The sequence below is a fragment of the Wocania arenilitoris genome (assembly GCF_021728535.1).
Lineage (GTDB): Bacteria > Bacteroidota > Bacteroidia > Flavobacteriales > Flavobacteriaceae > Wocania_A > Wocania_A arenilitoris.
The window spans coordinates 109423-110089 of record NZ_JAKKDU010000014.1; the positions used below are offsets into that span (position 1 = coordinate 109423).

The window sequence follows — 667 nt, forward strand, 5'->3', positions numbered from 1 at the left end:
CATGGACATTATCAAGGACTTGTCAATAGTCAACAACATCCGCGACATCGGCATCGGCTTGTAAGTGGGATGTCACTGATCCTGATACACCAACACTTGCTGATGTTACAGGTGAATGTTCGGCTACGGCTACAGCGCCTACAACAACTGATAACTGTTCAGGAACTATTACAGGTACAACTACTGATCCATTAACATACACTACTCAAGGTACATTTACAATCAATTGGACCTTTGATGATGGTAATGGAAATGTAATCGTTGTTCCTCAAACTGTAATCGTGGATGATACTACACCTCCTGCGACTCCAACACTTCCTGATTTAACAGGTGAATGTTCGGCTACGGCTACAGCGCCTACAACAACTGATAACTGTTCAGGAACTATTACAGGTACAACTACTGATCCTTTAACATACACTACTCAAGGTACATTTACAATCAATTGGACCTTTGATGATGGTAATGGTAATGTGATTGTGGTGCCTCAAACTGTAATCGTGGATGATACTACACCTCCTGCGACTCCAACACTTCCTGATTTAACAGGTGAATGTTCGGCTACGGCTACAGCGCCTACAACAACTGATAACTGTTCAGGAACTATTACAGGTACAACTACTGATCCTTTAACATACACTACTCAAGGTACATTTACAATCAATTG

The 667-nt window shown here is 41.7% G+C and carries 2 protein-coding genes; one reads left to right on the forward strand and one right to left on the reverse strand.

Features of this window, described 5'->3' with window-relative positions; all coding sequences use genetic code 11:
* Positions 1-22: 22 nt before the first annotated feature.
* Positions 23-202 carry a hypothetical protein gene (locus L3X37_RS12200; protein WP_237240456.1) on the reverse strand — a complete coding sequence of 60 codons (180 nt, stop codon included), beginning with the start codon at positions 200-202 and terminating at the stop codon, positions 23-25.
* Positions 203-281: 79 nt separating this feature from the next.
* Here L3X37_RS12200 and L3X37_RS12205 point away from each other — a divergent pair.
* The coding region (locus L3X37_RS12205; RefSeq protein WP_237240457.1) for an HYR-like domain-containing protein at positions 282-667 on the forward strand (386 nt) is incomplete at its 3' end.